This is a genomic window from Cellulomonas sp. NTE-D12 (assembly GCF_027923705.1).
Classification (GTDB): domain Bacteria; phylum Actinomycetota; class Actinomycetes; order Actinomycetales; family Cellulomonadaceae; genus Cellulomonas.
In genome coordinates this window covers 2,883,448-2,910,155 of record NZ_AP026442.1, presented here as the reverse complement: position 1 = coordinate 2,910,155, position 26,708 = coordinate 2,883,448, and the positions used below count along the sequence as shown (strand labels likewise).

24 protein-coding genes are annotated in these 26,708 nt (G+C 73.2%); 17 read left to right on the top strand and 7 right to left on the bottom strand.

Features of this window, described 5'->3' with window-relative positions; all coding sequences use genetic code 11:
* Window positions 1-56: 56 nt before the first annotated feature.
* On the bottom strand, window positions 57-707 hold the full coding sequence (locus QMF98_RS13370) for a malonic semialdehyde reductase (RefSeq protein WP_337973488.1): 651 nt from the start codon (window positions 705-707) through the stop codon (window positions 57-59).
* Window positions 708-804: 97 nt separating this feature from the next.
* Between QMF98_RS13370 and tsaD the strand changes: the two genes are divergently transcribed.
* Entirely contained in the window at window positions 805-1,860 is a 1,056-nt protein-coding gene (tsaD, locus tag QMF98_RS13365) for a tRNA (adenosine(37)-N6)-threonylcarbamoyltransferase complex transferase subunit TsaD (protein ID WP_378097774.1), read from the top strand.
* A gap of 42 nt (window positions 1,861-1,902) precedes the next feature.
* On the opposite strand, the gene QMF98_RS13360 is transcribed toward tsaD, so the two are convergent.
* Together QMF98_RS13360 and QMF98_RS13355 are read right to left on the bottom strand one after the other, a co-directional pair.
* Window positions 1,903-3,051, bottom strand: coding sequence for a glutamate--cysteine ligase (locus QMF98_RS13360; RefSeq protein ID WP_337973487.1), 1,149 nt, complete (start codon window positions 3,049-3,051; stop codon window positions 1,903-1,905).
* Window positions 3,051-4,304, bottom strand: a complete 1,254-nt coding sequence (locus QMF98_RS13355) for a class I SAM-dependent methyltransferase (protein WP_337973486.1) — start codon at window positions 4,302-4,304, stop codon at window positions 3,051-3,053. The genes QMF98_RS13360 and QMF98_RS13355 overlap by 1 nt, the downstream gene beginning before the upstream one ends.
* Before the next feature lie 206 nt (window positions 4,305-4,510).
* Here QMF98_RS13355 and groES point away from each other — a divergent pair, with 206 nt between their 5' ends.
* Window positions 4,511-4,804, top strand: coding sequence for a co-chaperone GroES (groES, locus tag QMF98_RS13350; RefSeq protein ID WP_263729639.1), 294 nt, complete (start codon window positions 4,511-4,513; stop codon window positions 4,802-4,804).
* Between the two features lie 105 nt (window positions 4,805-4,909).
* Here groES and QMF98_RS13345 read toward each other — a convergent pair whose 3' ends face one another.
* Window positions 4,910-5,206 carry a WhiB family transcriptional regulator gene (locus tag QMF98_RS13345; protein WP_337973485.1) on the bottom strand — a complete coding sequence of 99 codons (297 nt, stop codon included), beginning with the start codon at window positions 5,204-5,206 and terminating at the stop codon, window positions 4,910-4,912.
* 272 nt (window positions 5,207-5,478) lie between these two features.
* Here QMF98_RS13345 and QMF98_RS13340 point away from each other — a divergent pair, with 272 nt between their 5' ends.
* From QMF98_RS13340 to guaB, 3 genes are all read left to right on the top strand, one after another.
* Window positions 5,479-6,438 carry a MerR family transcriptional regulator gene (locus tag QMF98_RS13340; RefSeq protein WP_337973484.1) on the top strand — a complete coding sequence of 320 codons (960 nt, stop codon included), beginning with the start codon at window positions 5,479-5,481 and terminating at the stop codon, window positions 6,436-6,438.
* 176 nt (window positions 6,439-6,614) lie between these two features.
* On the top strand, window positions 6,615-7,307 hold the full coding sequence (locus tag QMF98_RS13335; protein WP_337973483.1) for a response regulator transcription factor: 693 nt from the start codon (window positions 6,615-6,617) through the stop codon (window positions 7,305-7,307).
* A 94-nt stretch (window positions 7,308-7,401) separates the two neighbouring features.
* On the top strand, window positions 7,402-8,913 hold the full coding sequence (gene guaB, locus QMF98_RS13330; protein WP_337973482.1) for an IMP dehydrogenase: 1,512 nt from the start codon (window positions 7,402-7,404) through the stop codon (window positions 8,911-8,913).
* 27 nt (window positions 8,914-8,940) lie between these two features.
* Here the strand turns inward: guaB and QMF98_RS13325 are convergent, their stop codons facing one another.
* Window positions 8,941-9,666: an exonuclease domain-containing protein gene (locus tag QMF98_RS13325; protein ID WP_337973481.1), complete on the bottom strand. Its 726-nt coding sequence runs from the start codon at window positions 9,664-9,666 to the stop codon at window positions 8,941-8,943.
* 129 nt (window positions 9,667-9,795) lie between these two features.
* On the opposite strand from QMF98_RS13325, the gene QMF98_RS13320 reads away from it, so the two are divergent.
* From QMF98_RS13320 to QMF98_RS13265, 12 genes are all read left to right on the top strand, one after another.
* Window positions 9,796-10,917 (top strand): GuaB3 family IMP dehydrogenase-related protein, encoded by a 1,122-nt coding sequence (locus tag QMF98_RS13320; protein WP_263729632.1) that lies wholly within the window; start codon window positions 9,796-9,798, stop codon window positions 10,915-10,917.
* A gap of 277 nt (window positions 10,918-11,194) precedes the next feature.
* Complete coding sequence (locus QMF98_RS13315; RefSeq protein WP_337973480.1) at window positions 11,195-11,956, top strand: DeoR/GlpR family DNA-binding transcription regulator; 762 nt, start codon at window positions 11,195-11,197, stop codon at window positions 11,954-11,956.
* A gap of 61 nt (window positions 11,957-12,017) precedes the next feature.
* Window positions 12,018-13,058 (top strand): zinc-dependent dehydrogenase, encoded by a 1,041-nt coding sequence (locus QMF98_RS13310; protein ID WP_337973479.1) that lies wholly within the window; start codon window positions 12,018-12,020, stop codon window positions 13,056-13,058.
* Window positions 13,059-13,212: 154 nt separating this feature from the next.
* The gene (locus QMF98_RS13305; protein WP_337973478.1) at window positions 13,213-14,814 is read left to right on the top strand and encodes a PTS mannitol transporter subunit IIBC; all 1,602 of its coding nucleotides are present in this window, start codon (window positions 13,213-13,215) and stop codon (window positions 14,812-14,814) included.
* Window positions 14,811-15,251 (top strand): PTS mannitol transporter subunit IIA, encoded by a 441-nt coding sequence (locus QMF98_RS13300; protein WP_337973477.1) that lies wholly within the window; start codon window positions 14,811-14,813, stop codon window positions 15,249-15,251. The genes QMF98_RS13305 and QMF98_RS13300 overlap by 4 nt, the downstream gene beginning before the upstream one ends.
* Window positions 15,252-15,709: 458 nt before the next feature.
* Window positions 15,710-16,471 carry a DeoR/GlpR family DNA-binding transcription regulator gene (locus QMF98_RS13295; RefSeq protein ID WP_263729625.1) on the top strand — a complete coding sequence of 254 codons (762 nt, stop codon included), beginning with the start codon at window positions 15,710-15,712 and terminating at the stop codon, window positions 16,469-16,471.
* Window positions 16,468-17,415 carry a 1-phosphofructokinase gene (pfkB, locus tag QMF98_RS13290; protein WP_337973476.1) on the top strand — a complete coding sequence of 316 codons (948 nt, stop codon included), beginning with the start codon at window positions 16,468-16,470 and terminating at the stop codon, window positions 17,413-17,415. Before QMF98_RS13295 ends, pfkB begins: the two co-directional genes overlap by 4 nt.
* Before the next feature lies 1 nt (window position 17,416).
* Window positions 17,417-17,872 carry a PTS sugar transporter subunit IIA gene (locus QMF98_RS13285; RefSeq protein WP_291757827.1) on the top strand — a complete coding sequence of 152 codons (456 nt, stop codon included), beginning with the start codon at window positions 17,417-17,419 and terminating at the stop codon, window positions 17,870-17,872.
* A complete protein-coding gene (locus QMF98_RS13280; RefSeq protein WP_337973475.1) occupies window positions 17,869-19,413 on the top strand; it encodes a PTS fructose transporter subunit IIC in 1,545 nt (514 codons plus the stop codon). Before QMF98_RS13285 ends, QMF98_RS13280 begins: the two co-directional genes overlap by 4 nt.
* Before the next feature lie 60 nt (window positions 19,414-19,473).
* Window positions 19,474-19,755, top strand: a complete 282-nt coding sequence (locus QMF98_RS13275; protein WP_263729620.1) for an HPr family phosphocarrier protein — start codon at window positions 19,474-19,476, stop codon at window positions 19,753-19,755.
* On the top strand, window positions 19,752-21,467 hold the full coding sequence (ptsP, locus tag QMF98_RS13270; RefSeq protein WP_337973474.1) for a phosphoenolpyruvate--protein phosphotransferase: 1,716 nt from the start codon (window positions 19,752-19,754) through the stop codon (window positions 21,465-21,467). The genes QMF98_RS13275 and ptsP overlap by 4 nt, the downstream gene beginning before the upstream one ends.
* A gap of 153 nt (window positions 21,468-21,620) precedes the next feature.
* On the top strand, window positions 21,621-23,273 hold the full coding sequence (locus tag QMF98_RS13265) for a succinic semialdehyde dehydrogenase (protein ID WP_337973473.1): 1,653 nt from the start codon (window positions 21,621-21,623) through the stop codon (window positions 23,271-23,273).
* A 65-nt stretch (window positions 23,274-23,338) separates the two neighbouring features.
* Here QMF98_RS13265 and QMF98_RS13260 read toward each other — a convergent pair whose 3' ends face one another.
* Both QMF98_RS13260 and pta read right to left on the bottom strand, forming a co-directional pair.
* Entirely contained in the window at window positions 23,339-24,535 is a 1,197-nt protein-coding gene (locus QMF98_RS13260; RefSeq protein WP_337973472.1) for an acetate/propionate family kinase, read from the bottom strand.
* Window positions 24,532-26,685 carry a phosphate acetyltransferase gene (gene pta / locus QMF98_RS13255; RefSeq protein WP_337973471.1) on the bottom strand — a complete coding sequence of 718 codons (2,154 nt, stop codon included), beginning with the start codon at window positions 26,683-26,685 and terminating at the stop codon, window positions 24,532-24,534. The genes QMF98_RS13260 and pta overlap by 4 nt, the downstream gene beginning before the upstream one ends.
* Window positions 26,686-26,708 lie beyond the last annotated feature (23 nt).

The window sequence follows — 26,708 nt, the reverse complement described above, 5'->3', positions numbered from 1 at the left end:
TCACGTCGGCCCGATCAGGCGTGGGTGCCGTGCCGCGGTCCGCGGCCCGCGCTCCTTCAGACCGTGCGCGTCGCCTGGTCCCAGTCGAGCCGTGCGGCGCGCGGGAACGGGTACTGCGCGCCCTCGGCCTGGCCGACGTTGACGACGAACAGCGACGCCCATCCGGTGCCGGCGAGCAGGTCGTCGTCGATCGCGGTGGCGTCCATCCCGCCCATCGGCCCCGCGGCCAGCCCCGCCGCGCGCAGGGCGACGATCAGGTAGCCGGCCTGCAGCCACGCATTGTTGCGCGCCATCTGCTCGCGCATCTGCGGCATCGCCTCGAACGTGTCCACCATCTCGGCGCGGTGCGGCGCGAGCAGCGGCAGGTGCTGGTGGAACCGGGTGTCGGCGGCGAGCAGCAGCGTGACGGGCGCGTCGAGCACGCGCTGCCGGTTGCCCTCGTTCATGTGCGCGGCGAGGCGCGCGCGGGCCTCGGGCGTGCGGACGACGAGCACCCGCAGCGGGGTGACGTTCATCGCCGTCGGGCCCCACTTGGCCAGGTCGTAGGCCGCCTGCAGCTGCGCGTCCGTGACCTCGTCGCCGGTGAAGGCGCCGGCGGTCCGGGCCGCCCGGAACAGCAGGTCGGCGGTGGCTCCGTCGAGGAGGCCGGCGGAGTCCAGCTCGGCGTCGAGGTCCGAGGTGTCCAGGGGTGTGGTGTCGGTGCTCACAAGTCGTTGAACATTCAACCGCTGGGGTCGCTTCCCGCCACGGGTGTGACCTGCGCCACAGCCGGGCGGATCCCGAGCCCTCGCCTATCCTGTCCTCGTGCCGCTGCCTGGATCCACCGACCCGCTCGTCCTCGGCATCGAGACCTCCTGCGACGAGACGGGCGTGGCCCTCGTCAGCGGGTACGAGCTGCTGGTGGACTCCGTCGCGAGCTCGATGGACGAGCACGCGCGCTTCGGCGGGATCATCCCCGAGATCGCCTCGCGGGCCCACCTCGAGGCGATGATCCCCACCATCCGCCGGGCGCTCGGCACCGCCGGCGTCGGTCTCGAGCAGGTCGACGCGATCGCCGTGACCGCCGGTCCCGGGCTCGTCGGACCCCTGACCATCGGCGCCTCCGCCGCCAAGGCCCTCGCCGTGGCGCTCGACCGTCCGCTGTACGGCGTCAACCACGTGATCGGCCACGCTGTGGTCGACGAGCTGGTCGACGGACCTTTCCCGGAGCGGGTGCTCGCGCTCGTCGTCTCCGGCGGCCACTCCTCCCTGCTCCGGATCGACGACACCGTCGAGGTGACCGAGCTCGGCTCGACGCTCGACGACGCGGCGGGGGAGGCGTTCGACAAGGTCGGCCGCCTGCTCGGCCTGCCGTACCCGGGCGGTCCGCACATCGACCGGCTGGCGCGCGAGGGCGACCCGGAGGCGATCCGGTTCCCGCGCGGCCTCACCGCGGCGAAGGACCAGGCCGCCCACGCGACCGACTTCTCCTTCTCCGGGCTCAAGACCGCCGTGGCCCGGTGGGTCGAGGCGCGCGAGGACGCCGGGCTCGAGATCCCGCTGCACGACGTGGCCGCGTCGTTCGCCGCCGCGGTCGCCGACGTGCTGACCGCCAAGGCGATCGCCGCCTGCAAGGCCCACGGCGTCGACACGCTGGTGGTCGGCGGCGGCTTCTCGGCGAACTCACAGCTGCGCGACATGGCCGCGCTGCGCTGCGAGGAGGCGGGCATCACGCTGCGCATCCCGCCGATCCGGTACTGCACGGACAACGGCGCGATGATCGCGGCGCTCGGCTCCGCGCTGGTGCGCCGGGGGCGGCCGGCGTCGTCGCTGGACCTGCCGGTCGACTCGTCCATGCCGCTGACCCAGGTGCTCGTCTAGCGTCGGACGGCGCGGGTCGCTCGGGACGCCACCCCGGGACCGCTACAGCGGTCGTCCGGCCCGGAACTCCTCGACCAGCGCGCGGACCACCGCGCCGAGGTCGCCGGCGTTGCGGCGCGCGACCGCCCGCTGCCGCTGGTACGACGCGCCGCGGCGGAGGATGGTGCGGACCTGCTCCAGCTCGGCGCGGCAGCCCAGCCGCTCGGCGACGGGCGTGAGGACCTCCAGCCACCGGGTGACCGAGTCGGTCACCAGCTCCTCGTCGCCGGCGGCGTCGGTGATCAGGATCGCGTCCATGCCGTAGCGCGCCGAGCGCCACTTGTTCTCCTGCACGAACCAGGGCTGCAGGGTCGGCAGGGGTTCGCCGCGGTCGAGCAGCTCGGAGAAGTGCTCGACGAAGCAGTGCGTCAGCGCCGAGATGGCCGTGACCTCGAGGAGGTTCGCGGCCCCGTCGGCGATGCGCATCTCGAGCGTGCCGAAGCGCGGGGAGGGCCGGATGTCCCAGCGCACCTCGTCCACCTGGTCGATCACGCCGGTGTGCACCATGTCGCCGACGTACTGCTCGAGCTGCGACCACTGGTCGAACTGGGGCGGCAGGCCGGCCGTCGGCAGCTGCTGGAAGATCAGCGCGCGGTTCGAGGCGTAGCCCGTGTCGGCGCCGGCCCAGAACGGCGATGACGCGGACAGCGACTGGATGGTGCCGAACACGGTGAGCATCGCGCGGGACAGCGGCAGCACCTTGGCGCGGTCCTCGATGCCGACGTGCACGTGCACGCCGTAGATCAGCATCTGCCGGCCCCACCACTGGGTGCGGTCGATCAGAGTGGCATAGCGCTGCTTGTCGGTCACCTTCTGGGTGGCCCAGTGGGCGAACGGGTGCGTGCCGCTGCCCATCAGCTCGATCCGCAGCGGTTCGGCGACGCGCCGCACCTGGTCCAGCGCGACCTGGAGATCCGCGGCGGCCTCCGCGACGGTCCGGCACTTGCCGCTCTGCACCTCGATGGTGTTGAGCAGCAGCTCCTGGCTGATGTTCGGGTGGTCGCTGCCGTCCTCGGCGCGCACCGCCTGCAGGATGGTCTGGGCGGCCTGCCGCAGGTCACCGGAGTCGGCGTCGACCAGGGCGACCTCCCACTCGATGCCGATGGTCGACCGCTCGGACACGGCGAACGGCAGGGGCACGGGTGCCGCCATCAGGGCTCCTCGGGCTCGCCGCCGGAGGCGGCAGGGTCGGACCGGCCGGTGGTCGCCGCGGTCGGGTCGGCGACCGGCTCGACGAGCAGCACTCGTTGCGAACCGCCGACGCGGGTGAGCACCACGGTGGCCTCGGCGTCGCCGCGCAGGTCCAGCTGCCCGCGCAGCTGCTCGGGCGTCACGGCGGTGCCGCGCTTCTTGACGGTGAGCCGACCCACCCCGCGCTCGCGGAGGTAGGTGCGCAGCCGCTTGACGCCGAAGGGCAGGTCGTCCAGGACGCGGTAGGTCGTGGCGACGTCGCTCGGCACCAGCCGGTCGGCGGTGACGTACGCGATGGTGGGGTCCAGCAACCGGCCGTTCAGGTCCTGCGCGACGGTGCCGACCAGGCCGGCTCGGATCACCGCGCCGTCCGGCTCGTACAGGTAGGTGCCGACGGCGCCGACCGGCGGCCGCTCGTCGTCCGTCCCGCCGGCCAGCGTGTGCGCGCGGCCGTCGCGCAGCACCAGTGCGGACCGTCCCGGGCCCTCGGGTGCCAGGGGGCCGAACCACAGACCCACCTCGACGACGTCGCCGTCGACGGACACCCACTGGGCGAGCGCGTCGTCCGGCACGAGCCGGTGGGGGAGCCCTGGTCCGAGCTTGAGGCCGACGGCAGGCACCCGGTCGCGCAGCGCGAGCAGCGCGTCCAGCGGCGGGGTCCAGTCCGTCGGCTCCCAGCTGCGCCGTCCAGCGGCGCTGCGCCGGGCCGGGTCGGCGTAGACGCCGTCGACGCCCTCCGCCGCGAGGTCCAGCTGCAGACCGTCGCCGTGGCGCACCTGTGCCTCGGGGAAGTGCCGCAGGTTGACCGTCGCGACCGCCGCGGTCACCTCGTCGAGGTCCACCGCCAGCACCTGGATGCCGACACCCGCCAGCGCCATCGCGTCGGCGCCGATCCCGGTCGTCAGGTCCGCCACCCGGGTCAGCCCGGCGGCGAGGTAGCGCCGCGCATGGTGCGCCGCCACCGGGAGGCGGGTCGCCTGCTCAAGGCCGGCCGGTGTGAACAGCATCCCGTCAGCGAAGTCCCCGAACTTGGTGCGCGCCCGCGCGCGCAGGCGTGACTGCGTCAGTGCCGCGGCGACGAGTGCCGGGTCCAGGCCCTCGGCCTGCAGCCGGGTGGACAGGGCCATCACCCGCTGCTCGTCGTACGGTGGCAGCGCGGTCAGCAACGCCCAGCCCTGCTCGCTGAGCAGGAGCGAGAGGCTGGCGGCGTCCATGCGGCGATCCTCGCACGGCGACCGGCGGCGACGCCGCCTGTCGCTGGCACTCGCCTTGACCGAGTGCTAAGGCGTTCCTAGAGTGAGGAGCTGGCACTCTCCCCGTGAGTGTGCCAACCGCACCCAGGTCCCGGCACCGCGACGACGGCGGCTGACGGTGCGGCACTGACCTGCTGAACTACTCACATGCGAAGGGGAGGTCCGCTGTGTCGGTCTCCATCAAGCCCCTCGAGGACCGGATCGTGGTGAAGGCCCTCGAGGCCGAGACCACGACCGCGTCCGGTCTGGTCATCCCGGACAGCGCCAAGGAGAAGCCGCAGGAGGGCGAGGTCCTCGCCGTCGGCCCGGGTCGCATCGACGACAAGGGCAACCGCGTGCCGCTCGACGTCGCGGTGGGTGACAAGGTCATCTACTCCAAGTACGGCGGCACCGAGGTGAAGTACGCGGGCGAGGAGTTCCTCATCCTGTCCGCGCGTGACGTGCTGGCGGTCGTGGGCTGATCCTCGCCCCCCGTCATGAACGAGGGCCCCTCTCCCGGTCGGGAGAGGGGCCCTCGTCGTTCGGGTCCGTGGAACCTTTCGGGGTCCCTGGAGCGCTGAGCTCTCTCAGCCCACGTGCCGGTGGCTCGCCCGCTCGGCCAGCACAGCGGCCCGCTCGTCCTCGGACAGGCCGCCCCACACGCCGTAGGGCTCGCGCACGGCGAGCGACTGCTCGCGGCACTCCTTGATCACCGGGCACGTGGCGCAGATCGCCTTGGCCGCCTCGGCACGCCGGCGGCGGGCGGCGCCACGCTCGCCCTCAGGGTGGAAGAAGAGGTTCTCGTCGGCGTCGCGGCACGCTCCCTGGAACTGCCACTCCCACAGGTCCATCACCGGACCGGGCAAGCGCGAGATCTCGGCCATCTGGTCGTCCTCCTCGTGTCCTCGGCCTCGTCGGCCGCTGCGTGCGGACCGCCCTGGCGCCGCAACGGGCGGTGCCGGTCGATCGGGTGGTGCTTGGCCACCGTAGCAACCGCGCCACAGGTTGTTCAAGACCCGGTCGGAAGTTCAGCCTCGGTGAAGCGATATGGACGCCTGCCCAGGTCCGGCCCGCGTGTCGGTGCAGGTCACGGCATCAGGCGCGGGAGCGCGACCACTGCAGTGCTCAGGGTCCTGCGGCCTGGCACAATCGCGTCATGGCCGAAGACGAGCAGGCCGCGCACCTGGCGCCGGCGCTCACGGTCGCCGCGGTCGCCCGTCGCCTCGGCGTCGCACCGGCGACGCTGCGGACCTGGGACCGTCGCTACGGCCTCGGGCCGTCCGAGCACCCGGCCGGCTCCCACCGTCGGTACGGCGCCGAGGACCTCGCGCGGCTGCTGGTGATGCGGCGGCTGACCATCGACGGCGTCGCACCCGGCGAGGCCGCGCGCATCGCGCTCGCCACCCAGGTCTCCGGCGGTTCGCTCCTGGACGCGGTGCCCGACCGGGTCGCCGTACCGGCGCCGAGCGCGTCCCGGACGCCGGGTCCGGTGGTGGACGCGGCTCTCGCCGGTGACGCCGACGGGTGCGCGGCTCTGCTGCGGATCGGCGCCGGCGGTGACGTGGTCAGCTGGTGGACCGCCCTGGTCGAGCCGGCGCTCGAGGCGCTGAGCCGCCGGACCGTGATCGACCGCCCCGGCGCCGACGCCGAGACGGTGCTGCGGGCAGCCGCCCTGGGCGCCCTCCGGGACGTGACGCCGGACCACGAGAGGACGGGTCAGCCCGTCGTGCTCGTCCTGGTGCCGTCCGGTGCCCCTCGGCCGCTGCTGGCGCACGCGCTGGCGGCCGCGCTCGTCCAGCACGGCGTGGACGCTCGCGTGGTGGGCGGCCCCTTGTCGGGTCGGCACGCCGTGGAGCTGGTCGCGATGACGCGGGCCGGTGCGCTGGTCACCGTGTCTCAGCAGCAGGTGCCGGACCTGGCGCCCGTCGCGCGGCTCGCGGAGGACCGGCCCGAGGTGCCGCACTTCGTGATGGTCCCGGACTCGGCGGCCGAGCTGCTCCCGCTGGGTCGCTCCGTGCACCGTGCGCGGACCTTCACCGGGCTGCTGCACGAGGTGCTGGCGGCGCTCGGCGAGTCGGGGGGAACCTCGAGTCACGGCGGGCGATTTCTGGGGTGATGCCCCGGAGATCCACTCGAACGGGTCACGGACAATTCCGGTTGTCCGCCCTCCACGGGGCAATTCGGCACTGCGCCGTCAAGCAGTTCCTCCGGTGCCGCTAACGTCCTGGTCCAGCGGGCCGATGTATCGGTAAACGCCCAGATGGGTGTCCGTTGCAGGGGAGGGTTACCCGAATGGCTGGCGTGGTGGTGTGCCATGCGTCGGCGTCGGTGCGCGAGCGCCTCGTCGTCGCCTCGATCGGCGTGCCCGTGCTCGCGCCGGTCCGCGCCGCCGCCACCGCGGAGGAGCTGCTGGCGCTCGCCCGCCGGGTCCCGCCCTCGATCGCACTGATCGACGCGCACCTGCCCGGCGCGGGCACCGTCGAGGTCGTCCGGCGGCTCCGCGCGGTCGCCCCCACCACTGCGGTGGTGCTGCTCGCCGGGCCGGACGACGGCGTGGCTCTCGACCGCGCGCTCGCGCTGGGCGCCCGCGGGTTCCTCGCGCCGGAGGTCGGTCGCGCCGAGCTGGCCGCGGTCGCGGCGCACGTGCAGGCGGGGCTCGCCGGTGGTGGCCGGTCCGTCACGGTGCCGCAGCCGGTCTCCGCCAGCCTGGTCGAGTCGGTGCACGATGTGCGCTCCCTGCCGCTGGCCCCGGAGGCGTTGGCGTCGGTCGGCGCGCACTCCTCGGGCGACCTCGAGCTGACCCGGCGCGAGGTGCAGGTGCTGGTCGGCATGAGCAACGGCCAGTCCAACGCGCAGATCGGCGCGGAGCTGTTCCTCTCGGAGGACACGGTCAAGACCCACGCCCGGCGGCTCTTCCGCAAGCTCGGCGCCCGGGACCGGGCCCAGGCCGTCGCCATCGGGCTGCGCCGCGGCATCATCCGCTGACCGCTCGGCACCGGGCTCCGCCGTCGGCGTCCGGACCTTCGCGGCGGCCCTGACCGCTGCCGGGGCGCCCGTCCCGGCCCCGTACCATGGACCGATGAGCCGGACAGACGAGCACGACCCGTTCGGCCGCACAGGACTGACGTACGACGACGTCCTGCTGCTGCCCGGGGAGACCGACGTCATCCCCAGCGAGGTCGACACGACCTCGCGTCTCACGCGCCGGATCTCCGTGCGCGTCCCCCTGCTGTCCGCCGCGATGGACACCGTCACCGAGTCGCGGATGGCCGTGGCCATGGCACGGCAGGGCGGCATCGGGGTGCTGCACCGCAACCTGTCGATCGCCGACCAGGCGCACCAGGTGGACCTGGTCAAGCGCTCTGAGTCGGGCATGGTCTCCGACCCCGTGACGGTGGGGCCGGACGCCACGCTCGCCGAGCTGGACCGGCTGTGCGCCACGTACCGGGTGTCCGGCCTGCCGGTGGTGGACGACGAGCGGCACCTGCTGGGGATCATCACCAACCGCGACCTGCGGTTCGTCCCCGCCGCCGAGTTCGAGCAGCGCCGCGTGCGCGAGACCATGACGTCGATGCCGCTGGTCACCGCACCGGTGGGGATCGCCCGCGAGGACGCCGCGGCGCTGCTGGCCAAGCACAAGGTCGAGAAGCTGCCCCTGGTCGACGAGCGGGGCGTGCTGCAGGGCCTGATCACCGTCAAGGACTTCGTGAAGTCCGAGCAGTACCCGGACGCGACCAAGGACGCCGAGGGGCGGCTGGTGGTCGGTGCGGCCATCGGGTTCTTCGGCGACGCGTGGGAGCGGGCGACCGCCCTGGTCGATGCCGGGGTCGACGTGCTGGTGGTGGACACCGCCAACGGGCACGCGCGCCTGATGCTCGACATGGTGCGCCGGCTCAAGGCCGACCCGGCGACGGCGCACGTGCAGGTGATCGGCGGCAACATCGCGACGTACGAGGGGGCGAAGGCCCTGGTCGACGCCGGTGCCGACGCGGTGAAGGTCGGCGTGGGCCCGGGCTCGATCTGCACCACGCGCGTGGTGGCGGGCGTCGGCGTGCCGCAGATCACCGCGATCTACGACGCGGCACGGGCGTGCAAGCCGGCCGGGGTGCCGGTGATCGGCGACGGTGGCCTGCAGTACTCGGGCGACATCGCCAAGGCGCTGGTGGCCGGTGCGGACACGGTGATGCTGGGCTCGCTGCTCGCCGGTTGTGACGAGTCGCCGGGCGACCTCGTGTTCGTCAACGGCAAGCAGTACAAGCACTACCGCGGCATGGGCTCCCTGGGTGCGATGGCCTCCCGCGGCCGGGTCAGCTACTCCAAGGACCGGTACTTCCAGGCGGACGTGCCGTCCGACGAGAAGATCGTCCCGGAGGGCATCGAGGGCCAGGTGCCCTACCGCGGGCCGCTCGGAGCCGTCGCGCACCAGCTGGTCGGCGGGCTGCACCAGTCGATGTTCTACGTCGGGGCGCACACGATCCCGGAGCTGCAGGCCCGCGGGAAGTTCATCCGGATCACGCCGGCGGGGCTGAAGGAGTCGCACCCGCACGACATCCAGATGACGGTCGAGGCGCCGAACTACACCTCGCACTGACCTGCTCGACCCGAACCGGCCGGCGCCCTACCAGAGGGTGCCGGCCGGTTCGCGTGTCGGCCAGACCAGCTCGGCGCCCGGGCCGTCGAGGCCCTGCTCGGCGCGCCAGGCGTTGAACCCCTCGGCCCAGGCCCGGTGGGCGGACACCTGGTACTCGTGCAACGTGTCCAGGTCGAGCTCCGCCAGGTGCGGGAAGCGGCCGAGGATCCGCTCGAGCACGTCCAGCGTGGCGACGACGTCCACGTCGGCGCTGTGCAGCGAGCCGGACTCGATGACGCGGTAGAAGCCGCACAGGTCGACCAGCTTGCGCTTCCCCCGCCGGAACCGGTCCTCCGCGCGGTCCAGCACCAGGGGGTCGATCACCGGGCGGGCGGCCTGGTAGAGCCGGTCCGGCAGCGTCGGCAGGCGGTGCCGGCGCAGCTCCGCGTCCAGCAGCCGCAGGTCGAACGACGCGTTGTACGCGACCACGGGGACGCCGGCCCGGAACGCCTCCGCCAGCTCGACGGCGATCTCCTCCAGCGCGTCCCGCGGCGGTCGGCCGTGCTCACGGGCGTGCTCGGTGGTGATGCCGTGGATCGCGGCCGCCTCGGCCGGGATGGGGACGCCGGGGTCGATCAGCCACGTGGTGATGCTGGTGCCCGTCGCGTCCCGGCGGACCAGCGCGGCGGTGACGATGCGGTCGCTGTCCACGTCCACACCGGTGGTCTCGGTGTCGAAGCCGAGCAGCGGCCCTTCGCTCCAGCTCGTCGTCATCGTGCCCTCACTGCCTGACCTCACTGCCTGACCTCGGTGCTGCACCGACCTCGTCGTCCCCCCGCTGCGGCGCCAGGATGGCACCGGGCACCGACACGGCCGTGCTCGGCACGCCGGTAGCCTGGGCCGGTGAGCGAGGTCGAGATCGGACGTGGCAAGCGCGGTCGCCGCGCGTACTCCTTCGACGACGTCGCGGTGGTGCCCTCCCGGCGCACCCGCGACCCGGAGGAGGTCAACGTCGGCTGGCAGATCGACGCCTACCACGTCGACCTGCCGGTGCTCGCCGCGCCGATGGACTCGGTGATGAGCCCCGCCACCGCCGTCGAGCTGGGCCGTCTCGGCGGTCTCGGCGTGCTCGACCTCGAGGGCCTGTGGACGCGGTACGACGACCCCGAGCCGCTGCTCGCCGAGATCGCCACGCTGGACCCGTCCCGGGCGACCGAGCGCATGCAGGAGATCTACTCCCAGCCGATCAAGCCCGAGCTGATCACCGCCCGCCTGCAGGAGGTGCGCGCCGCCGGGGTCACGGTGGCCGGCGCGCTGTCCCCGCAGCGGACCCAGGAGCACTGGCGCACCGTGGTCGACGCGGGCGTCGACCTGTTCGTCATCCGCGGCACGACCGTCTCGGCCGAGCACGTGTCCGGGCGCGCGGAGCCGCTCAACCTCAAGCGGTTCATCTACGAGCTGGACGTTCCGGTGATCGTCGGCGGCGCGTCGACGTACACCGCCGCGCTGCACCTGATGCGCACGGGCGCCGCGGGCGTGCTGGTGGGATTCGGCGGGGGAGCGGCGCACACCACGCGCGTGTCGCTGGGCATCCACGCCCCGATGGCGACGGCGGTGGCGGACGTCGCCGCCGCCCGGCGCGACTACCTCGACGAGTCCGGCGGTCGGTACGTGCACGTGATCGCCGACGGCGGCGTGGGCCGTTCCGGCGACCTCGTGAAGGCGATCGCCTGCGGTGCGGACGCGGTGATGCTCGGTGCCGCGCTGGCCCGCGCCACGCAGGCGCCGGGCCGCGGCTGGCACTGGGGGCCGGAGGCGCACCACCCGGACCTGCCGCGCGGTGAGCGGGTCGAGGTCGGCACCGCCGGCACCCTCGAGCAGATCCTGTTCGGCCCGGGCCGGACGGCCGACGGCACGCTGAACCTGATCGGCGCCCTGCGCCGGGCGATGGCCACCACCGGCTACTCGGACCTCAAGGAGTTCCAGCGCGTGGAGGTCGTCGTCTCCCCGTACCAGCCCCGCTGAGCGGGTCCACGAGACCTCCCGTCGGAGCCCGGTGCGCACCTGCTGCGCACCGGGCTCCGCCATGTTCGGGCGTGGACCGCCGGGGTGGGGCGGCACGTGCCCGGTTGGGTGGGAACAGAGGCCTCACCTGCGAACATGACCGTTCCGATGCCCGTTTCACACGTGAACCGATGTGGTGATGCCGCCGGTTGAGTCCGGATGTGCTTGACATCTGTCCGAGTGGACATCATGCTCTGACGTCGCGGGCACTGCCGCCCGGTCGAGTCGACGGAGACCGATGTACGCACCCGAGCGCCACCAGCAGATCCTCACCCGTGCGCGGGCCGAGGGTCGGGTGGACGTCGCCTCGTTGGCGCTCGACCTGGACGTGACGCCGGAGACCGTGCGGCGCGACCTGACCGCCATCGAGCGGCTGGGGCTGCTGCGCCGGGTGCACGGCGGCGCGGTTGCCGTGGAGCGCCTGGGCTTCGAGCCCGGCCTCGCCGACCGTGAGCGCGTGATGTCCGCCCAGAAGGAGCGGATCGCCAAAGCTGCCCTGGACGAGCTGCCGGACGGCGGCGCGATCATCCTCGACGCCGGCACCACCACGATCCGGCTCGCCGCGATGCTGCCGACCGACCGGGACCTGACGGTGGTGACGCACGGCCTGCCGATCGTCACGGTGCTGGCCGGACGGCCCAACATCACGGTGCACCTGGTGGGCGGCACGGTGCGCGGCCGCACGCTGGCCGCCGTCGGCTCCTGGGCGCTGGCGGCGCTGACCCAGATCCACGCCGACGTCGTGTTCCTCGGCACCAACGGCGTGACCGTCGAGCGGGGACTGACCACGCCGGACCTGGCCGAGGCCCAGGTCAAGCGCGCGCTGGTGGCCGCCGCCCGCCGCGTCGTGGTCCTCGCGGACCACACCAAGCTCGGCGTCTCCGACTTCGCCCTGGTCGCTCCGCTGTCCGCGGTGGACGTGCTCGTCACGGACACCGACGCGGCACCCGAGCTGGTGGACGAGATCGAGGCAGCCGGACCTCGGGTGGTGCGCGCATGACCGCGCTGCCCGTCCGCCCGCACCCCGCCCGGAGCGTGGGCACCACGAACGAAGGAGAACGATGAAGGTCTTCCGCTTCTACGCCCCGGGCGACGTGCGCATCGAGGAGTCGCCCGAGCCGCAGGTCGCCGCCGGCGAGGTGAAGATCCGGGTGCGCGCCTGCTCGATGTGCGGCACGGACGTGAAGATCGCGACGGCCGGCCACCAGCGCATGCAGCCGCCGCGGGTGATGGGCCACGAGATCGCCGGCGAGATCGTCGAGGTCGGCGAGGGCGTCACCGGCTGGGCCGCGGGTGACCGCGTGCAGGTGATCGCCGCCATCCCGTGCGGCACGTGCGAGTTCTGCACGGCAGGTCTGATGACCATCTGCCCGAACCAGCTGTCGATGGGCTACGACTTCGACGGCGGGTTCGCGCCGTACATGATCGTGCCGCCGCAGGTGCTCGCGGTGGACGGCCTCAACCGCATCCCCGACGGCGTCTCGTTCGCCGAGGCGTCGGTCAGCGAGCCCTTCGCCTGCGCGATCAACGCGCAGGAGCTCGCCGACACGCACGAGGGCGACGTGGTCGTCGTCGTCGGCTCCGGCCCCATCGGCTGCCTGCACGTGCGGCTGGCCCGGGCCCGCGGCGCGGCGAAGGTGTTCCTCGTCGAGCTCAGCCGCGAGCGCCTCGACCTCGCCGCCGAGATCGTCAAGCCGGACGCCGCGATCTGCTCGGCCGAGACCGACCCGGTGCAGGCCGTCCTCGACCTGACCGACGGCAAGGGCGCGAGCCTCGTCATCACGGCCGCCGCCTCCGGTGCGGCGCAGGAGCAGGGTCTGCGCATGCTGGCCCCGCGCGGCCGGATCAGCCTGTTCGGCGGCCTGCCCAAGGACAAGCCGACGATCACCCTGGACTCCAACCTCGTGCACTACCGCGAGCTGACGATCTGGGGCGCCAACGGGTCGAGCCCTGCGCACAACAAGCAGGCCCTCGCCCACATCGCCGACGGCAGCGTGCCGGTGGCGGACCTCATCACCCACCGGCTGCCGCTGGACCAGATCCGCGACGGCCTCGACGTCGTCCGGAACGGGACGGGCATCAAGGTCACGATCGAGCCGTGAGGTCGTGACCGCCGGGCGGTCGGCCGACGGCCGCCCGGCACCAGTCCCGGGGTGCAGGGGCCCCGGGGAGCAGGGCGCGATCAATGAAGATCCCTCAGTGCCGGACCCGGGCGAGAGCCCGACCGACCGTCACACCGAACGGAGAGTGAGCGGGATGTCCGCTAGTGCGGCAGCCGTCCCCACCGTGCGCCGGGGCAAGAGCGCACAGGTCAGGGTCCAGCGGTTCGGGGCCTTCCTGACCTCCATGATCATGCCGAACCTCCCGGCGTTCCTCGCCTGGGGCCTGATCACCACCCTCTTCATCGCCGCCGGGTGGACGCCCAACGGCATCCTCGGCGGGTTCGGCAACGCCGACGCGATGAGCTGGCAGGGTGCCGCCACGGCGCTGGCCCAGGCCAAGGACGGCACGACGTTCCACCAGTACGTGGGCCTGGTCGGCCCGATGATCACGTACCTGCTCCCGCTGCTGATCGCGAACGCGGGCGGCCGGATCGTCTACAAGGACCGCGGTGCCGTGGTCGCCTCGATCGTCGCCGTCGGCATGATCGTGGGCTCCACCGTGCCGATGTTCCTCGGCGCCATGATCGTCGGCCCGGCCTCCGCCTGGGTGATGAAGAAGATCGACTCCATCTGGGCCGGCAAGATCCGTCCCGGCTTCGAGATGCTGGTCGACATGTTCTCCGCCGGCATCGCCGGCGCGGCCATGGCCGTCGGTGCGTTCTTCCTGTTCGCGCCGGTGATCACCTCGGTCAGCAAGGCCCTGGGCCACGTCGTCGACGCGATGGCGTCCCACCAGCTGCTCCCGCTGATGAGCCTGATCGTCGAGCCGGCCAAGGTGCTGTTCCTCAACAACGCGATCGGCAACGGTGTGCTGGTGCCGCTCGGCGCGCAGCAGGTCACCCAGCACGGTCAGTCGCTGCTGTTCCTGGTCGAGGCGAACCCCGGCCCGGGCTTCGGCATCCTGCTCGCCTACACGCTGCTCGGTGTCGGCGTCGCCAAGAGCTCGGCTCCCGGCGCGATCATCATCCAGTTCTTCGGCGGCATCCACGAGGTGTACTTCCCGTTCGTGCTGATGAAGCCGATGCTGATCATTGCCGCGATCCTCGGCGGTGCGACCGGCGTGGCGACGAACGTGGTGTTCGGCTCGGGCCTGCGTGGTCCGGCGGCACCCGGCTCGATCATCGCGGTGCTCGCGGCCACCCCGAGGGGCAGCTACCTCGGCGTCATCCTGTCCGTGGTCCTGTCCGCCGCGGTGTCCTTCGTCGTGGCGGCCGTGATCCTGCGGGCGCAGCGGCGCCGCGACCTCGAGCTCGGTGAGAGCGGCGACCTGTCCGCCGCGATCGCCCAGACCGAGGCGAACAAGGGCAAGTCCAGCAGCGCGCTGGGCTCCCTGTCCGGTGCGGCCACGGCGGGCGCCGCCGGGTCCACCCTGGTCGGCACCCGGCCGATCCACTCGATCATCTTCGCGTGCGACGCCGGCATGGGCTCGAGCGCGATGGGGGCGAGCATCCTGCGCGACAAGCTGCGCAAGGCGGGGCTGAGCGACATCTCCGTGGTCAACAAGGCCGTGGCGAACCTGGAGGACGGCGCCGACATCGTGATCAGCCAGAGCGAGCTGACCGACCGCGCTCGTCGGCACGCGCCGACCTCCCGGCACCTGTCCGTCGACAACTTCCTGGCCAGCCCCGTCTACGACGACGTGGTGACGGAGGCGAAGGCGGCGGCCGCCACGGCCGGCGACAGGAGCGCCTCGTGACGGACGTCCTGACCCGGGACCTCGTCGTGGTGCCGGGCACGGCCCGGACCAAGGACGAGGCCATCCGGGAGGCCGGTGAGCTCCTGGTCAGCGCCGGGGCGGTCACACCGGCCTACGTGGAGGCGATGGCCGAGCGGGAGCGGTCCATGTCGACGTACATGGGCAGCTTCCTGGCCATCCCGCACGGGACGGACGAGAGCAAGGGGCAGATCGTCCGGTCGGCCCTGTGCCTGATCCGGTACGACGAGCCGATCGAGTGGGGTCCGGACAAGCCCGTCCGGGTCGTGGTGGGCATCGCCGGCGTCGGCGACGAGCACCTGACGATCCTGTCGAAGATCGCGCTGGTGTTCGCCGACCCCGAGCAGGCGGCACGCGTGCTCGAGGTGAAGGACGCCGACGAGCTGTACCAGCTCATCTCCTCGGTGAACGAGGCCTGACGGGCCTCGGCAGCAGGCTCCCGGGCTGGTGACGCGGCCCGGGAGCCGAGGGGCGAAGGGCGTCGCGGCCGTGGTGCGGGGATCACTCCAGAAGGTCTCCGCACCGCGCCCGCGGCGCCCTTCGCCATGCCCGGTTGCGGTGGCGGCACGGCCGGAGCCGGTGGTGCGCTCGTCTGGCGCGAGCGCGGTCCGCGCGGGACGCTCGGCATGTGCCGGGACGTGCGCGGACGCACGGCGTGGATGCGATCCCACAGTCCCGGACATCGGGGCGGTAGGCGATGTCCGATCAGCGCGACCGAATGGGACCAAAGTCCCGTTATCGGGCCAACCGGTGCCCGATCGGATCCGGGTGTGTCCGAGTCTGCTTGCTTGGGGTTGACATCCGGCGCCGTGGGCGAGAGTCTCACTGGCACGGACGCGGCGCAGGGCCCGTCCGGCCTGAGGACGACGGAGTCACCGTGTACGCACCGGAGCGGCACCAGCAGATCCTGGCGCGGGCGCGCAGCGAGGGGCGCGTCGACGTCGCCTCGCTGGCGGTCGAGCTCGACGTCACGCCCGAGACCGTGCGCCGCGACCTGACCGCGCTCGAGCGGCACGGCCTGGTGCGCCGGGTGCACGGCGGCGCGATCCCGGTCGAGCGCCTCGGCTTCGAGCCCGGCATCGCCGATCGCGAGGGCGTCCTCTCCGGAGAGAAGGAGCGCATCGCCAAGGCGGCGCTCGACGAGCTGCCCGACGGGGGCGCGATCATCCTCGACGCCGGCACCACCACGGTGCGGCTGGCCGAGCTGCTGCCGAGCGACCGGGAGCTGACGGTGGTGACCCACGCGCTGCCGGTCGCCACGGTGCTCGCCACGCGGCAGGGCATCACGTTGCACCTGGTCGGCGGCACGGTGCGGGGCCGCACGCTCGCCGCCGTCGGCACCTGGGCGCTGCGGGACCTGGGCGACATCCACGCCGACGTCGCCTTCCTCGGCACCAACGGGATCAGCGTCGAGCACGGGCTGACCACCCCGGACCTTGCCGAGGCGTCCGTGAAGCGGGCGCTGGTGGCCGCCGCGCGGCGGACGGTGGTGCTGGCCGACCACACCAAGGTGGGCCGGGCCGACTTCGTCCACGTCGCCCCGATCGGTGCCGTCGACACGCTGATCACCGACGCCGGCGTGGACGCCGAGCTCGCCGAGGAGCTGGAGTCGGCCGGACTGAGGGTGGTGCGCGCATGATCGTCACGCTGACCCCCAACCCGAGCCTGGACCGGGCTCTGGACGTCGACCGCCTGGAGGTCGGCGAGGTCAACCGCGCGCACGCCGCGCACGTGCACCCCGGCGGCAAGGGCATCAACGTGTCGCGGGTGCTCGCCCGTCAGGGCGTCGAGACCCGCGCGGTGCTGCCGGTGGGCGGTGCCGACGGCGACTACCTGGTGCGCCTGCTGCACGAGCACCAGGTGCCGGCCGTGCCGGTGCCGATCGCAGGGGACACCCGCACCAACCTGACGCTGGTCGACTCCCGCGGCACCACCACCAAGGTGAACGCGCCCGGTCCGCAGCTGTCCGCCGCCGAGGTCGACGCGGTGCTCGCGGCGGTCGAGGCGCAGCTGGCCACCCGGCCGGCCGCCCTGGTCGCCGCCGGCAGCCTGCCCGCGGGTGCGGGGGAGTCGTTCTTCGTCCGGCTGGCGGGCCTGGCCGCCCGGTACAGCGTGCCGCTGGTGCTGGACACCTCCGGCACCCCGTTCACCAGGGCCGTCCGGGCCGGTGGCCTGTGCCTGGTCAAGCCGAACGACGAGGAGCTGGCCGACCTGGTCGGCCGCGAGCTGAGCACGGTCGGCGACGTCGTCGAGGCCGCGCGCGAGGTGATGTCCGCCGGCACCAAGGCCGTGCTGGTCAGCCTCGGCGCCCACGGCGCGCTGCTGGTGCTGGCGGACGGCACATGGTGGGCCGGTGGGCCCGCCCTGGTGCCGCTGTCCACCGTCGGCGCGGGCGACACCACCCTCGCCGGCTACCTGGGCGCCACCGGCACCCCGGCCGAGCGGCTGCGTGCCGCGGTGGCGTGGGGACGGGCCGCCGTGATGATGCCGGGCACCGCCGTCCCGGACCCTGCCGACGTCGACGTGGAGGCCGTCCACGTCGTCGAGAACCCCGATCCCCGCCTCGCACTGAAGGAGCTGTGACGTGAGCACCTCGTTGATCACCCCCGACCTCGTCGCCGTCGACGTGGTCGCCACCGACCGGGACGACGTCGTCCGCCAGCTCATCGACAAGCTGGTGGCGGCCGGCCGCGTGACCGACGCCGACGGCTTCGCCGCCGACGTCAAGGCACGGGAGGCGCAGATGGCCACCGGCATGCCCGGCGGCATCGGCCTGCCGCACGCCCGGTCCCAGTACGTCACCACCCCCAGCCTCGCGCTGGGCAAGGTGCCGGGCGGCGTGGACTTCGGTGCCCCCGACGGGCCCGCGACCCTGGTCTTCCTCATCGCGGCCCCCGCGTCCGGTGACGCCGACCACCTGAAGATCCTGGCGGCGCTCGCGCGCCGCCTGGTGCACCCGGAGTTCCGGCAGTCGCTGACCGACGCGCCGGACGCCGCCACCGTTGCCGAGATCATCACCCGAGAGGTGGTTCCCGCATGAAGTTCGTCGCCGTGTCGTCATGCCCCACGGGCATCGCGCACACCTACATGGCCGCTGAGGCCCTCGAGCAGGCCGGTAAGGCGGCCGGCCACGAGGTCCACGTCGAGACGCAGGGTGCCGCGGGTTCCGTCCCGCTGGACCCGGCGCTCATCGCCGAGGCGGACGGCGTCATCTACGCCGCCGACCTGGACGTGCAGGGCAAGGAGCGGTTCGCCGGCAAGCCGATCACGGACGTCGGCGTGAAGAAGGCCGTGCACGACGCGCCCGGCGTGATCGCGCAGGCCGTCGCCGCGGTCGAGGCGGCGCGTGCCGCCGGTACGGCTCCCGCTGCCGGTGCCGCCCCGGTGCCGGTCGCGGTCACCCCTGCGCGGACCGTCGGGGTGGGTCACCGCATCCGGCAGTACCTGATGACCGGCGTGTCGTACATGATCCCGTTCGTCGCCGCCGGCGGCATCCTCATCGCGATCGGCTTCCTGATCGCGACCGTGGCGTGGCCGTCCAACGGCGCCATCGAGGTCACCAAGGTGGTGGACGGCACCAACGGTGCGGCGTTCGCCAAGTGGATCGCCGACGGGTTCTCGTTCACCTCCGGGCAGTCGTGGGCCGTGCTGCTGTTCTGGATCGGGAAGTGGGCCTTCGCCTTCCTGGTCCCGGCGCTGTCGGCGTACATCGCCTACGGCATCGCCGACCGTCCGGGCATCGTGCCCGGCATGGTGGGCGGCTTCGCGGCCGGCCTGGTCGGCGCCGGGTTCCTCGGCGGCATCGTCACCGGCTTCCTCGGCGGCTTCCTCGCGCTGTGGATCTCCCGCTGGAAGGTGCCCAAGGGCGTGCGGGGCGTGATGCCCGTCGTGGTGATCCCGCTGCTGTCCGTCGCCGTGGTCGGCGTGCTGACCGCCCTGGTGATCGGTCCGCCGATGAAGGCGCTGAACGACGGGCTCTCGAGCTGGCTGTCCAGCCTGTCCGGCGGCAGCGCGGTGCTGCTCGGTGTGATCCTGGGCCTGATGATGTGCTTCGACCTCGGCGGACCGCTGAACAAGGTGGCCTACGTCTTCGCCACCACCGGTCTGGCCAACGCCGCCAGCACGTCGGCCGCCCCGGCCAAGGTGATGGCCGCCGTGATGGCCGCGGGCATGGTCCCGCCGCTGGCCGTCGCGCTGGCCACCGCCGTCCGTCCGGCGCTGTGGACGGAGAACGAGCGGGAGTCCGGCAAGTCCGCCTGGCTCCTCGGCCTGTCCTTCATCTCCGAGGGCGCCATCCCGTTCGCTGCGGCCGACCCGCTGCGGATGATCCCGTCGTTCATGCTCGGCGGCGCCGTGACCGGTGGCCTGGTGATGGCCTTCGGCAGCGGTCAGCTGGCCCCGCACGGCGGCATCTGGGTGCTGGCCCTGATCAGCAAGCCGCTGCTGTTCCTGCTCGCCCTGGTGGTCGGCACCGTAGTGTCCGCCCTGGCGGTGATGGCGATGAAGCGGCTCGGGCAGGGCTCCGACGCGGAGATCGCGGACGAGGCGGTCACCCGTCCGGCGGTCGCCCGGGTGGCGTGAGCAGCATCGCAGTGACGACGACGACGACGTTGGACGACCTGACGAAAGGCGATTGACGACATGGCAGAACGAACTGTCACCGTGGCGTCCCGGGTGGGGCTGCACGCCCGTCCCGCGATGCTCTTCACGCAGGCGGTGGCCGCCGGCGGCACCCCCGTCACCATCGCCACCGAGGGCGGGTTGCCGGTGGACGCGTCGAGCATCCTGCTGGTGATGTCGCTCGGCGTGCCGTGCGGTGCCCAGGTGACCCTGGCAGCCGAGGGACCGAAGGCGGACGAGGTGCTCGACGGCCTCGTCGACCTGCTCTCCCGCGACCTGGACGCACCCGAGGCGACGTCGTGACCGCGGCGGTGGGGGCCGCGTCCGGTGCCGTGCTGCACGGCGTCGGCGTCGGCCGTCGGACCGCCGTCGGCCCCGTCGTGCAGGTGCGCCCGGCACCGGCCCCCGCCGCCGACGCGCCGCTGCTGGTGGACGGTGCACCGGCCGGCCCGGAGCAGGTGCGCGCCGCGGTGGGGCAGGCGTTCACGGACGTCGCGGACGCCCTGCAGGCCCAGTCCGACCGCTCGTCCGGCACCGTCAAGGAGGTGCTGGCCGCCACCGCGCAGATGGCGGCCGACCCGGCGCTGCGCACCGGCGTGCTCGCCCGGCTCGACGCCGGCGAGCCGCCGGTCGCGGCGGTCGACGCCGTGGTGGACATGTTCGCCGCGATGTTCGAGCAGGCGGGCGGGTACCTCGCCGAGCGCGTCACCGACCTGCGGTCGGTGCGTGACCGGGTGGTGGCCCGCGCGATGGGGCTGCCGGCACCCGGTGTCCCCGAGCTGACCAGGCCGTCCGTGGTGGTCGCCCGCGACCTCGCACCGGCGGACACGGCGGCGCTCGACCTGGCGAACGTGGTGGCGATCGTCACCGAGCTCGGCGGCCCCACCGGCCACACCGCGATCATCGCGGGCCAGCTGGGCCTGCCGTGCCTGGTCCGCGTCACCGGTGCGACCGACCTGCCCGAGGGCGTCGAGGTCGCCGTCGACTCGGCGACGTCCACCGTGACGGTCGACCCGGACGACGAGCTGCGGGCGGCGCTGGCGCGCCGGGCGGCGACCGAGCGCGTGTTCGAGGAGGACACCGCACCGGGTGCCACGGCCGACGGCCATCCCGTGCAGCTGCTCGCCAACATCGGCACGGCCGAGGACGCCCAGCGCGTGGCCCCGCAGCCGGTGCAGGGCGTCGGCCTGTTCCGCACCGAGGTGCTGTTCCTCGAGCGGTCCACGGCGCCGACCCGCAAGGAGCAGGCGGAGACCTACGCCGTCGTCCTCCGGGCGCTCGGCGAGCGCAAGGTGGTGGTCCGCACGCTCGACGCCGGTGCGGACAAGCCGCTGACCTTCGCCACGCAGCCCGACGAGGAGAACCCGGCGCTCGGCGTGCGGGGCTACCGCCAGGTGCGCACGCACCCGGAGCTGCTCGACACCCAGCTGGCGGCGCTCGCCGATGCCCAGCGCGAGACGGGCACCACCCCCTGGGTGATGGCCCCGATGATCGCCACGGTGGACGAGGCCCGGGAGTTCGCGGCACGAGCCCGTGCCGCGGGGGTCGCGACGGTCGGCGTGATGGTGGAGGTGCCCTCGGCCGCGCTGCGGGCCGAGCAGCTGCTCGCGGAGGTGGACTTCGTCTCCCTCGGCACCAACGACCTCGCGCAGTACACGATGGCCACCGACCGGCTGCGCGGTGAGCTGGCCGACCTGCTCGACCCGTGGCAGCCGGCCGTGCTCGACCTGGTCGCCACCACGGCTCGGGCCGGGGTGACGCTCGGCAAGCCGGTCGGGGTGTGCGGCGAGTCGGCGGCCGACCCGTTGATGGCGCTGGTCCTGGTGGGTCTTGGCGTCACGAGCCTGTCGATGTCGGCAGGTGCCGTGCCGGCCGTGCGGTACGCCGTGCGGCACCACACGCTGGAGCGGTGCCGCGAGATGGCGGCGGCGGCGCTCGCGGCGCGGTCGGCCGAGGAGGCCCGCGCGGCCGTGGTCGGGCTGCTGGTCGACGAGGTGCGCGCGACGCTGGGCTGAGTGCACGACGGGGTGGGGCGGTCGCCGACGGCGACCGCCCCACCTGCGTTCTGCACCCGAGTGCGTCCGGCTCCGCCGACTGCGCCCGACCGCGCCGGCTCCACCGACTCCGCCCACATGGGCTCCGACAGGCGGCGGACGTACGCTGACGCGATGGCGCACGACGCAGGGCAGCCGGACCCGGCACACGCCCAGCTGCACGACCCGGAGACGGACCCGCTCGCCACCTACGTGCTCGAGCCGGACGACCTGCGCACGCTGCTGGCCAGGGTGGTCGCCGGCCCCGGCCACGCCGTCCACGTCGCGCACGCGCCGTTCACCGGCGCACCGATCGCCGCCGTCCCGCTGTCCCGGCCGGAGGACGTGGTGCAGGCCGTCCGGAGCGCCCGTGCCGCCCAGCGGCTGTGGTCCGCCGCCCCGCTCCGGGAGCGCACGGCGGTGCTGCTGCGGCTGCACGACCTGCTCCTCGAACGGCAGAGCGACGTGCTCGACCTGATCCAGGTGGAGACGGGCAAGGCGCGGACCCACGCCTTCGAGGAGGTCGCGGACGTCGCCAACGTGGCGCGGCACTACGCCGTCCGCGCCCGCTCGTACCTGGCCACCCGGCACGCCGCCGGGCTGCTGCCCGGGCTGACGTCCACCCGGGTGGTGCGACACCCGATCGGGGTGGTCGGCGTGGTGGCGCCGTGGAACGTGCCGCTGACCATGGCCCTCGGCGATGCGCTGCCGGCCCTGGTCGCGGGCAACGCCGTGGTCCTGCGCCCCGACCCGCAGACGACGCTGACGGCGCTGTGGGCCGCGGAGCTGCTGGAGGACGCGGGCCTGCCGGTCGGCGTGCTTCAGGTGGTCACCGGCGGGCCGGACATCGGCTCGGCGGTGGTCGAGGCGGCGGATGCCGTCGTCTTCACCGGCTCCACCGGCGCCGGTCGCACGGTCGCCGCGCAGGCCGGGCGGCGGCTGGTGCCCGCGACGCTCGAGCTCGGCGGCAAGAACGCCCTCTACGTCGCCGAGGACGTGCACGTGGACGTCACAGCCGCCGGGGTGGTGCGCGCCGCCTTCGCGGGCACGGGCCAGATCTGCGTGAGCGTCGAGCGCGTGTACGTGCACCGCGCCGTGTGGGACGAGCTCGTGCCCGCGTTCGTCGCCCGGACGCGTGCGCTGCGGCTGGGTGCGGGGCTGGACTACCGGTCGGACGTCGGGTCGCTGACGTCGGCGAGCCAGCTGGCCCGGGTGGTCGAGCACGTCGAGGACGCCGTCGGCCAGGGCGCACGGGTGCTGACCGGCGGGCACGAGCGACCGGACCTCGGCCCCTACTTCTACGAGCCGACGGTCCTGACCGACGTCCCGGCCACGGCCCTCCTGTGCCGCGAGGAGACCTTCGGTCCGGTGGTGGCGCTCAGCCCGGTGTCGTCGGACGACGAAGCGGTCGCCGCGATGAACGACAGCGAGTACGGCCTCAACGCGAGCATCTGGACGGCGTCGGCACGGCGCGGGGCCGCGCTCGCTCGGCGCGTCCGCGCCGGGTCGGTGAACGTCAACGAGGGGTACGTCGCCAGCTGGGCGTCGATGGGGGCGCCGCAGTCCGGCTGGGGGCCGTCCGGGCTCGGCGGCCGGCACGGGCCGGAGGGGCTGTGGCTGCACACGCGGCAGCAGACCATCGCGGTGCAGCGGGGGACCCACGGCGTGCTGGGTCCGTGGGGCGGCCCGACGGTGGGGCTCGAGCGGCTCTTCGGGCTGGGGCACGAGCTCTGGCCGGCCGTCTACACGCAGACGCTGCGGGCCATGCGGACGGTGCGGCTGCCGTGAGCGCCGCCTGACGCAGCGGTGCCCCGGTCCGACGAGCGGACCGGGGCACCCGTGGGTCGCGGGCCTCAGCGGGCCTCGACCACCGCCAGCGACTGGCGGGCGATGGCCAGCTCCTCGTTGGTGGGGATCACCAGCACCGTGACGGGCGAGCCGTCGGCGGAGATGACCTTCGGGCCGCCACGACCGGCGTTCCGCTCCGGGTCGAGCACGATGCCGAGCGGCTCGAGCCCCTCGCACACCCGCGCGCGCACCACGTCGTCGTTCTCGCCGACACCGGCGGTGAACGTCAGCACGTCGAGCCGGCCGAGGATCGCGTAGTAGGCGCCGACGTACTTCTTCAGCCGGTGCACGTACACGTCCAGGGCGAGCGCCGCGTCGGCGTCCCCCGCGGCGATCATGTCGTGCAGCGCCCGGAAGTCGTTCTCGCCGGACAGGCCCTTGATGCCGGAGCGGCGGTTCAGCAGGTCGTCGATGTCGTCGATCGACATGCCGGCGTTCCGGTAGAGGTGGAACACCACGGCCGGGTCGATGTCCCCGGAGCGCGTGCCCATCACCAGGCCCTCGAGCGGCGTCAGCCCCATCGAGGTGTCCACCGCGTGGCCGCCCTTGACGGCCGACGCCGAGGCGCCGTTGCCCAGGTGCAGCACGATCTGGTTCAGCTCGCCGACCGGGCGGTCGAGGTACCGGGCCACCTCCTGCGAGACGTACTGGTGCGAGGTGCCGTGGGCGCCGTAGCGGCGCACCTGGTGCGCGGCGGCGACCTTCTTGTCGATCGCGTACGTGGCGGCCTCGGCCGGCAGCTTCTCGAAGAACGCCGTGTCGAACACCGCGACCTGCGGCTCGTCCGGCAGCAGCTGCCGGGCGACCTTGATGCCGGTGATGTGCGCCGGGTTGTGCAGCGGAGCCAGTGGGGACAGGGCGTCGATCTTCTCCACCACGTCGTCGTCGATCAGGGCCGGCGCGTCGAACACCGAGCCACCCTGCACCACGCGGTGGCCGACGGCCACGACGTTGGACGTGTGGATCGAGGGGCCGACCTCCTCGAACAGGTCGAGGACGATGCGCATGCCGACCGCGTGGTCCGGCACGGGCAGCTCGCGCTTGACCGTCTGGTCGCCGTAGGTGTGCTTGACGTTGCCGGAGCTCTCGCCGATCCGCTCGACGAGGCCCGAGGCGATCGCCGTGCCGGCGTCGGGGTCGACCAGCTGGTACTTGATCGACGACGAGCCGGAGTTGACCACCAGGACTGTGCGGGTGCTCATCGGGTTGCTGCCTCCACGGGGTCGGCTGCCGCGGGCAGCTGGGTGCGGGTGGTGGCCCCGGCGAGCGCCTGGGCCTGGATCGCGGTGATCGCGACGGTGTTGACGATGTCCTGGACCAGGGCGCCGCGGGACAGGTCGTTGACCGGGGCGCGCAGCCCCTGCAGCACCGGGCCGATCGCCACGGCGCCGGCGGACCGCTGCACGGCCTTGTACGTGTTGTTGCCGGTGTTCAGGTCGGGGAAGACGAACACCGTCGCCCGCCCGGCCACCGCGGAGTCCGGCAGCTTCGTCTTGGCGACCGAGGCGTCCACGGCGGCGTCGTACTGAATGGGGCCCTCCACCGACAGGTCGGGGCGGCGCTCGCGGACCAGCGCCGTGGCGGTGCGGACCTTGTCCACGTCCGCCCCCGTGCCGGACTCGCCGGTCGAGTAGGACAGCATCGCGATGCGCGGCTCGATGCCGAACTGCTCGGCGGTCGCCGCCGAGGAGATCGCGATGTCCGCCAGCTGCTCGGCCGTCGGGTCCGGGATCACCGCGCAGTCGGCGTACACCAGCACGCGGTCCTCGAGGCACATCAGGAAGCAGCTGGACACGTTGCTGACGCCGGGCGCCGTCTTGATGATCTCGAACGACGGCTTGATGGTGTGCGCCGTCGTGTGGATCGCGCCGGAGACCATGCCGTCGGCCAGGCCGAGCTTGACCATCATCGTGCCGAAGTAGGACACCGAGGAGACGATCTCGCGCGCGCGCTCCACCGTCATGCCCTTGTGCTTGCGCAGCTCGGTGTACTCGGCAGCGAACCGCTCGAGCAGCTCGCCGTCCTTGGGGTCGATCACCTGAGCGGCGTCGAGCACGAGACCCAGCTCGGTGGCCCGGGTCCGGATCGACTGCTCGTCGCCGAGGATCGTCAGGTCCGCGACACCGCGCTGGAGCAGGGTCGAGGCGGCGCGCAGGATGCGGTCGTCGCCACCCTCGGGCAGCACGATGTGCTTGCGGTCGTTGCGGGCCCGGTCCAGCAGCTCGTACTCGAACATCAGCGGGGTGACCACGGCGACGCGCGGGACGTCCAGAGCCCCGAGCAGGGCCGTGCCGTCGACGTGCTGCTCGAACAGCGCGAGCGCGGAGTCGACCTTCCGCTGCGAGTCGCGGCTGAGCCGCCCACGGGTCGCCGCCGCCGCGGAGGCGGACCGGAACGTGCCCAGGTCGGTGCTGATGATCGGCAGCCGGGAGTTCAGGCCGTCCAGCAGCCGGGAGATCACGGGGGCCGGTGTGAGGCCGCCGGTCAGCACGATGCCGGCCAGGTTGGGGAACCCGTCGGCCTGGTGCGCCAGCTGCAGGCCGAGCAGCACGTCGTGCCGGTCGCCGGAGGTGATCACTACGGCACCCGGCTGCAGGCGGTCGAGCAGGTGCTCCACGCTCATCGCGCCGACCAGCAGGTCCAGCACCTCGCGGGACAGCAGCTCCTCGTCGCCGCGGATCAGCGAGCCGCCCACCGCGTCGACCAGCTCGCGCAGGGTCGGGGCCGTCAGCATGGGGTCGTCCGGGATCGCCCAGATCGGCAGCTCGTCCTTGAACTCCGCCCGCACGCCGTCCACGCACGTGGCGGCGCACCGGTTGGCCACCACCGCGACCACCTGGGCGTGGTTCGCCTTCATCTCGGCGATCGCCACCTCCGCGATCTGGTGGATCGCGTCCGGCGCCCGGTTCTTGCCGCTGACCACCAGCACCGCCGGCGCGCCGAGGTTCGCGGCGATGCGGGCGTTGTACGCCAGCTCGGTCGGTCCGGCGACGTCCGTGTAGTCCGTGCCGACGACGACGATCGCGTCGCAGCGGCGCTCTACGTCGTGGTACCGCTGCACGATCTTCGCCAGCGAGCCCTCGGCGTCGTCGAGCACCTGCTCGTACGTGACGCCGATCGCGTCGTCGTACGCCATGTCGATGCCGTCGTGGGCGAGCAGCAGCTCGAGCACGTAGTCCCGCTCCTCGGTGGACCGGGCGACCGGACGGAACACGCCGACGCGCTGCACGGTTCGCGTGAGCAGGTCGACTAGGCCGAGAGCCACCGTGGATTTTCCGGTGTCACCCTCGGGTGAGGCGATGTAGATGCTGCGGGCCACGGTGGGCGTCTCCTGTTTCTTGCGGTTCGTCATGCGACGAGGGGGCCGGAGCGGTC